The following is a 6,321-nucleotide window of genomic DNA, read 5'->3' as shown; positions in this document are numbered from 1 at the left end:
CTATATGGTGGTTTGGGAGGGGTGTCCTGCCGTGGGCCCGACCGCGCGCCGGCAGGGGGCGGCGCGGCGGGGGGGGGGGGGGCGGGACGGGCGCTCCGGGGACCGCAGGGGGCGACGTCAGAGCTGGACGCCGAAGTCCTGGGCGATGCCGGCCAGGCCGGAGGCGTACCCCTGGCCGACGGCGCGGAACTTCCACTCGGCGCCGTTGCGGTAGAGCTCGCCGAAGATCATGGCGGTCTCGGTGGCGGCGTCCTCGGAGAGGTCGTAGCGGGCGATCTCGGCGCCACCGGCGGCGTTGATCACACGGATGTAGGCGTTGCGGACCTGGCCGAAGTTCTGCGACCGGGCGACGGCGTCGTAGATCGAGACCGGGAAGGTGATCCGGGTGGCCTCGGCCGGCAGCGTGGCGAGGTTGACGTTGATCGCCTCGTCGTCGCCGGCGCCCTCGCCGGTGCGGTTGTCACCGGTGTGGACGACGGTGTTGTCCGGGCTGCTCGTGTTGTTGAAGAAGACGAAGTGGCCGTTGGACAGCACCTTTCCGTCCGCGTTCAGCACGATCGCGCTGGCGTCGAGGTCGAACTCTGCGCCGGTGGTGGTGCGGACGTCCCAGCCGAGGCCGACGGTGACCGCGGTCAGGCCGGGGGCCTCCTTGGTCAGCGAGACGTTGCCACCCTTGGAGAGGCTCACTGGCATGGTGTGTGCTGTCCCTTCGATTGCTTTTGCCGGGATAACGCGGGAACCGGCGGAGATGGTTCCACGCGGGTCGACGGATTTCCGTCGCCGGCACGGGTTCGGGTATTCCCCGTCAGATTCGACGGAACCGGCCCTGAAGTGACCAGATGGCCGGATTGTCGGCGAGATCGGGGTGCATGTCGAAGAGGTCGGCGAGTGTGTCCTGGAGAAAGTCGCGGGCCTCGCGCCTCAGGTCGCCGTGACGGATCACGGCCGGCGGCTCGTCGGGCAGCCAGGTGGCGGTGACCTCGACCCAGTTGAACCGGCGGGCGAAACGCAGCAGTTCGGTGTTCTGGGTGAAGTCGAGGTCGGCGGTCTGCACCCGGGCGGCGCGACCGCCGGCCGGGTCGCGGTCCAGCTCCTCGGCGATGTCGCAGAGCGCCCAGGCGAAGTCCAGCACCGGGACCCACCCCCAGGCCGTGGACAGCTCCGCTCCCTCGGCGTCGAGGTAGACGTCGCCGCAGAACAGGTCGTACCGCAGCGCGTGGGTGGTCGCGGTCCGGTAGTCGGTCTGCGGGGGGTCGGGGAAGCGGTTGGAGAGGGAGTAGCCGAGCTCGATCACACAGGCCATTGTCGGGGCTGCGCGCCGGGTCGGATAACCGGGTGACCGGCGGGGGCCCGGCGCGGGATGATGGGCGCATGCCCGAGCCCATTCGCGTCCGGGGATCGGTGGTCGTCCCCGACGCCGAGCTCGTCTGGCGCTTCTCACGTTCCTCCGGCCCCGGTGGCCAGCACGTCAACACGTCGGACACCCAGGTCGAGCTCCGCTACGACCTGGCGGCCTCGGCCGCACTGCCCGACGTCTGGAAGCAGCGCGCGCTGGAGCGGCTGGCGGGCAGGCTGGTGGACGGGCGGGTGCTGGTGGTCCGCGCCTCCGAGCACCGCTCGCAGTGGCGCAACCGCGAGGTCGCCGCGGCCAGGCTGGCCTCCCTGCTCGGGGAGGCGACGGCGCCGCCGCCGAAGGCCCGCCGGGCGACCAGGCCCAGCAAGGGCATGGTCGAGCGGCGGCTGACCAACAAGCGGCACCGCTCGGAGCTGAAGCAGGGGCGGCGGTCCCCGCAGGGCGAGTAGCCCGCGGGGCAGGGCGGGCCGTACGCGGGACCGGGCCCGGTCGGTACGCGGGCCCGGCAGGCCGGTGGCCGTCGGTCGGGAAGGACGGCGGCCCGCCGGGCGCCGGGCGGCAGGGGCCGGGGGGACCGGAGCCCCCGCCGGGGTCAGCCCAGGGTGCGGTAGCCGCCGCGGAAGTAGAGCAGCGGACGGCCGCCCGGGTCGGGCACCAGTGCCTCCAGGACGCGGCCGAGCAGCAGGGTGTGGTCTCCGGCGGCTATCCGCTGCTCGGTGCGGCACTCCACGGTGGCGAGCGCGCCGTCGATCAGCGGGGCGTCGCTGAACGCCCCGCGGCGGTGCGGGGCCTCGGCGAACAGCAGCCGGTCACTGAGCCGGCCCTTCATGGCGAACCGCGAGCCGAGGGCCTTGTGCCCTTCGGTGAGCAGCGAGACCGCCCAGGTGTCGGCCCGGGAGAGTACCTCGTCCATCCGGGAGTCCTCGCGGACGGAGATCAGGACCAGTGGCGGCTCCAGCGACACGGAGAGGAAGGACGTGGCGGTCATCCCGACGTCCTCGCCGTCCTCCGGGTCGTGGACGGTCACCAGGCTCACTCCGGCGGCGAGCTGGGAGAGCGCCGCCCGGAACTCGTCGGGCGTTGCTTGGGAGGCAGCCTCGGGCTGCGGGGACGAGTACACGTAGCGCACGGTAGCCCGCGACCGGGCGGAACGGCATCGGGCCCTGGTCGTAGGACCAGCGGCGCAGTCCGGGGTGCAGTCCGTGGCGCGGTCCCGCGGTACGGCCCTCGCTGCGGGCCTCCGAGGTGGGGCCGAGGTTACGGTTCTCGGCCGCTCTCACCCCCAGGAGTGAAGTGGAGGGCCTGCCCGGCGGGCAGCCGACTTCAGTGCGCGGCCGATCCGACCGACCAGGATAAATGTTCCGATAAGGGCTTATGTCCAGATATGGGACAGATGGGCTGATGAAGGGCGCATTAGGGTTGTGTGATTTAAGTCACAAGTGGCGACCTATTGCTGACCGAGCGTGCCGAACGCTGTGCTCCCTGTGATTCAGTTCTTCTGGCAATCGGACGATAACCAATCAAGACCTATCCGAAGCAGCCGGGGAGCCCCCGCATGGAAGCCGAGTCGGAGCCGTACGTCCGTCTCGCGACCCTCCGCACCTTGCACCGGGTCGTGGCGGACCTCAACGCTGCCCGCAGCCTGGCGGGCACGCTGCAGGCCGTGGTCGAGGGCGCGGTGCACGGACTCGGCTTCGACGCCGCCGCGGTCAGCCTGGTCCGGCCGGACGGCGACCTCGTGGTGGCGGCCGTCTGGGAGCTGGAGGAGAGCGCCATGGGCGGCCCCTCCGTCCTCCTCGGCCAGGTGGGCTCCCGCGAGTCCTGGGACCGGCTGCTCGGCGTCAGCGACCACTGGGGCACCCTGCGCTTCCTCCCCTATGACCGGGGCTGGGCCGTCGCCAGCGACATTCCGCGCTGGATCGGGGACGGCCCGATGCCCGTCTACGCCAACGACTGGCACCCGGCCGACGGTCTGCTCGCCCCGATGTACAGCGCCGGCGGCGACCTGCTCGGCGTCCTCTCGGTCGACCGCCCGCGCAGCGGCAAGCGGCCCGGGGCCTGGACCCGCGAGGCGCTGGAGATGTTCTCGTTGCAGGCCTCCATCGCGATCGGCAACGCCCGGCTGCGGGCCGAGATGCAACGCGCGCTGGCCCGCCTGGAGAAGGAGCAGCAGGCCCTGCGGGCCAGCGAGGAGAGCTTCCGCCAGGCGTTCGAGTACGCGCCCAGCGGGATGGCCATCACCGAGCTGCACGGGGCCGGACGCGGTCAGCTGACCAGGGTCAACGACGCGCTCTGTCGTCTGCTCGGCCGCCCTCGCGCGGTGCTCCGCCAGCAGAGCTTCGCCGACCTCGTCCACCCGGACGACCGGGCGCTGCTGGAGCGCACCAGCGCCGAGAGCGGCCGGGCTGAACTGCGCCTCTCCCGGCGGGACGGCGGCTACCAGTGGGTCTGCCTGCGCAACTCGATCGTCGCCGACGCCGCGGAGGGGCCGAGCTTCCTGCTCACGCACGTCGAGGACATCGAGGACCGGAAGCGGCACGAGCTCCAGCTCGCCCACCGGGCCAGCCACGACGCGCTCACCGGTCTGCCGAACAGCGCCGAGCTTAAGGCCCGGCTCGGGCGCCGGCTCTGCGGCCAGCCGCAGACGGTCGGCGCCGCCGGACACCAGCCGGGCCCCGCCGACATCCCCTACGGGAGCGGCGGCTACCAGGGCGCCGGGTACGCGGTGGCCGACTCCTACAGCGCGCACGCCGCGTACGAGGGCCTGGAGGGGACCGACGTGCGGTCCGGGCCCGCGCACGGCTACGGCCTTCCGGAGGGGTACCCGTCGGCGGCCGCCGGTGCGAACCCGGGGCCGGCCGGCTACGGCGAGCACGTGCACGCGGTCGTGCCCGCCGATCACGGGTCCGGCGGCGAGGTCTGGTCGGGACCGTTCCGCTCGGGCGGCCCGGTCGTCGTGGAGAAGGGGCTCGCGGTGCTCTTCTGTGACCTCGACGGCTTCAAGTCGATCAACGACCGGTTCGGCCACAACGCCGGCGACGCCGTGCTGGTCGAGGTCGCCCGCCGGCTCAGCGGGGCCGTGCGGGACGGCGACACGGTGGCCCGGCTCGGCGGCGACGAGTTCGTGGTGCTGGCCGACGGGATCGGGCGCGACGAGGCCAAGGACCTCGCCCACCGGCTGCGCAACGCGATCATCCCGCCGATGCGGATCGACGGCCGGGCGATGCGGGTCGGCGTCAGCCTGGGCGTCGGCTGGGCGGGCTGCGGGATGAGCATCGAAGAGGTGCTGCACACCGCGGACGAGCGGATGTACGACGAGAAGCGGGCCAGGGGCGGCTCGGTGCGCGGGGCCAGGGGCGAGCGCTCGCACCGGCGGGCCGGCTGAGGAAGCCCGGCGGGGGAACCCGGTGGTGGAACCCGGTGGTTGGAACCCTGCGGGGAGGCCGGCCGGGGCGGTGACCGGAGGTTCCGGGCCGCGGGAGCGGGGCGTTCCGGGCGAAAGCTACCCGCTGGTCGTCAAGGGGTCTTTTCGGGGCGTCGCCGAGGACAGGTAGTGTTCCCGGGTACAAGCGACCACGACCAGCGCCGGGGGCACGGCAGCCCGGCGGCGCGACCGCGATGGGGGAGTTGACCACCGTGACGACCGCCGGAAACAGCGGAGTGCCCCAGGGCCCGGAGGGCGGCACCCCTCAGGACGACGACCCGTTCGGCTATCTGTACCGTCCTGCCGACGGTGCGGCGGCGGCCCAGCCGTCCGAGCCGCAGCAGGGCGTGCCGCGCACGCCGTACAGCCGCCCGATGGAGGTCGGCCGCGCCCAGTACGGGCAGCAGGCCCGGCCCCAGCAGCCCTACCCGGCCCAGCCGGGCTACCCGCAGGCGCCGCAGCCCGGGCAGCCGTACCCGCCGCAGGGCGAGTACGGCGGAGTGCCCGCGCAGCACCCCGAGTACGGCGGCGGCGCCCCGACCCAGCAGGCCCGTTACGCCGAGCACTCCCGGCCGCAGCCGGGGGAGGAGCGGCCGGGCGGCGGCCGGGGCAAGGGTGCGGTGATCGGCGCCGTGGCGGTGGTCGCGGCCGTCGCGATCGGCGCCGGGATAGCCCTCTCGGGCGGGGACCCGGACAAGGACAAGGACAAGAACGCGAAGGGCGCCACCAGCTCGACCGGTGCCCCGGCCACGCCGGGCGGCACCGGCAGCACGAGCCCGACGGCCCCCGCCTCGGCGACGGCCTCGGCGACCCCGGTGACCGGCCCCGCCACCGTCGACGCGAGCGGCCTGCAGGGGCAGAACGCGCCGTCCGGGAACTCCGTCAAGGGCACCAAGTCGGCGGACGGCGCCTACCTGACGCTGCAGCCGGGCGGTTCGGTCAGCTGGAACGGCGAGCTGGCGGCGGCCGGGACGTACAAGTTCACGGTGCACTTCAACAACCCGGGTACCGACGTGAAGGCCGTGGCTTCGGTGAACGGCAAGGACTGGCCCGGTGGGCTGTCCTTCAAGAACTACTCGCCGGGGAAGGAGCCGGCGGCCTCCTGGTACACGACGTACATAACCCCGCCGCTCCAGGCGGGGGCGAACACGATCACGCTCACCGTGCCTGCGGGCAGCGGAGCGATCCTGGTCGACCAGGTGGTGCTGGAGGCCGCCGGCTGATCCGGCCGGCCCGTCCACGCGAAACGGCCGCCCGTTCCCCGAGGGGAGCGGGCGGCCGTTCCGTTGCCGGCGGGCGCAGGCGGACACCGGCGGGTCCGGGCGGGTCAGGCGGACCCGAGCGGGGCGAAGCGGTCGGCCCCGGTGATCCACTCGCCGCGGCGCATGACGGCGACCAGGTCGTACGTGGCGGAGTCGAGCACCACGAGGTCGGCGTTCTTGCCGGGCTCCAGCGTGCCGACCGAGTCGGCGAGGCCGAGCAGGCGGGCGGGGACGGTGGAGAGCGACTCGACGGCCTGGTTGAGGGTCAGCCCGTTGACGGC

7 protein-coding genes are annotated in these 6,321 nt (G+C 73.4%); 3 read left to right on the top strand and 4 right to left on the bottom strand.

Annotation, left to right across the window (positions count from 1 at the left end; translation table 11 throughout):
* Positions 1 to 117: 117 nt before the first annotated feature.
* Together ABZY91_RS41040 and ABZY91_RS41035 are read right to left on the bottom strand one after the other, a co-directional pair.
* Positions 118 to 693, bottom strand: coding sequence for a TerD family protein (locus ABZY91_RS41040; RefSeq protein ID WP_329883953.1), 576 nt, complete (start codon positions 691 to 693; stop codon positions 118 to 120).
* 112 nt (positions 694 to 805) lie between these two features.
* Positions 806 to 1,294 (bottom strand): hypothetical protein, encoded by a 489-nt coding sequence (locus ABZY91_RS41035; protein WP_329883952.1) that lies wholly within the window; start codon positions 1,292 to 1,294, stop codon positions 806 to 808.
* 77 nt (positions 1,295 to 1,371) lie between these two features.
* Between ABZY91_RS41035 and arfB the strand changes: the two genes are divergently transcribed.
* On the top strand, positions 1,372 to 1,803 hold the full coding sequence (gene arfB / locus ABZY91_RS41030; RefSeq protein ID WP_329883951.1) for an alternative ribosome rescue aminoacyl-tRNA hydrolase ArfB: 432 nt from the start codon (positions 1,372 to 1,374) through the stop codon (positions 1,801 to 1,803).
* 143 nt (positions 1,804 to 1,946) lie between these two features.
* On the opposite strand, the gene ABZY91_RS41025 is transcribed toward arfB, so the two are convergent.
* Entirely contained in the window at positions 1,947 to 2,474 is a 528-nt protein-coding gene (locus ABZY91_RS41025; RefSeq protein ID WP_329949181.1) for a flavin reductase family protein, read from the bottom strand.
* Between the two features lie 435 nt (positions 2,475 to 2,909).
* Here ABZY91_RS41025 and ABZY91_RS41020 point away from each other — a divergent pair, with 435 nt between their 5' ends.
* Both ABZY91_RS41020 and ABZY91_RS41015 read left to right on the top strand, forming a co-directional pair.
* Complete coding sequence (locus ABZY91_RS41020) at positions 2,910 to 4,739, top strand: diguanylate cyclase (protein ID WP_355409235.1); 1,830 nt, start codon at positions 2,910 to 2,912, stop codon at positions 4,737 to 4,739.
* Positions 4,740 to 4,990: 251 nt separating this feature from the next.
* The gene (locus tag ABZY91_RS41015) at positions 4,991 to 6,001 is read left to right on the top strand and encodes a carbohydrate-binding protein (protein ID WP_355409233.1); all 1,011 of its coding nucleotides are present in this window, start codon (positions 4,991 to 4,993) and stop codon (positions 5,999 to 6,001) included.
* Positions 6,002 to 6,105: 104 nt separating this feature from the next.
* Here the strand turns inward: ABZY91_RS41015 and ABZY91_RS41010 are convergent.
* The coding region (locus ABZY91_RS41010; protein WP_355409231.1) for an amidohydrolase family protein at positions 6,106 to 6,321 on the bottom strand (216 nt) is incomplete at its 5' end.

Source organism: Kitasatospora sp. NPDC002965, from assembly GCF_040611255.1.
In the GTDB taxonomy this organism is placed as follows: Bacteria; Actinomycetota; Actinomycetes; order Streptomycetales; family Streptomycetaceae; genus Kitasatospora.
This window is presented reverse-complemented; position numbering and strand designations above follow the sequence as displayed.

Bases quoted from the DNA above. Each gene is read 5' to 3' on its own strand.
- arfB (WP_329883951.1), top strand. From the start codon at position 1,372: ATGCCCGAGCCCATTCGCGTCCGGGGATCGGTGGTCGTCCCCGACGCC.
- ABZY91_RS41040 (WP_329883953.1), bottom strand. From the start codon at position 693: ATGCCAGTGAGCCTCTCCAAGGGTGGCAACGTCTCGCTGACCAAGGAG.
- ABZY91_RS41020 (WP_355409235.1), top strand. From the start codon at position 2,910: ATGGAAGCCGAGTCGGAGCCGTACGTCCGTCTCGCGACCCTCCGCACC.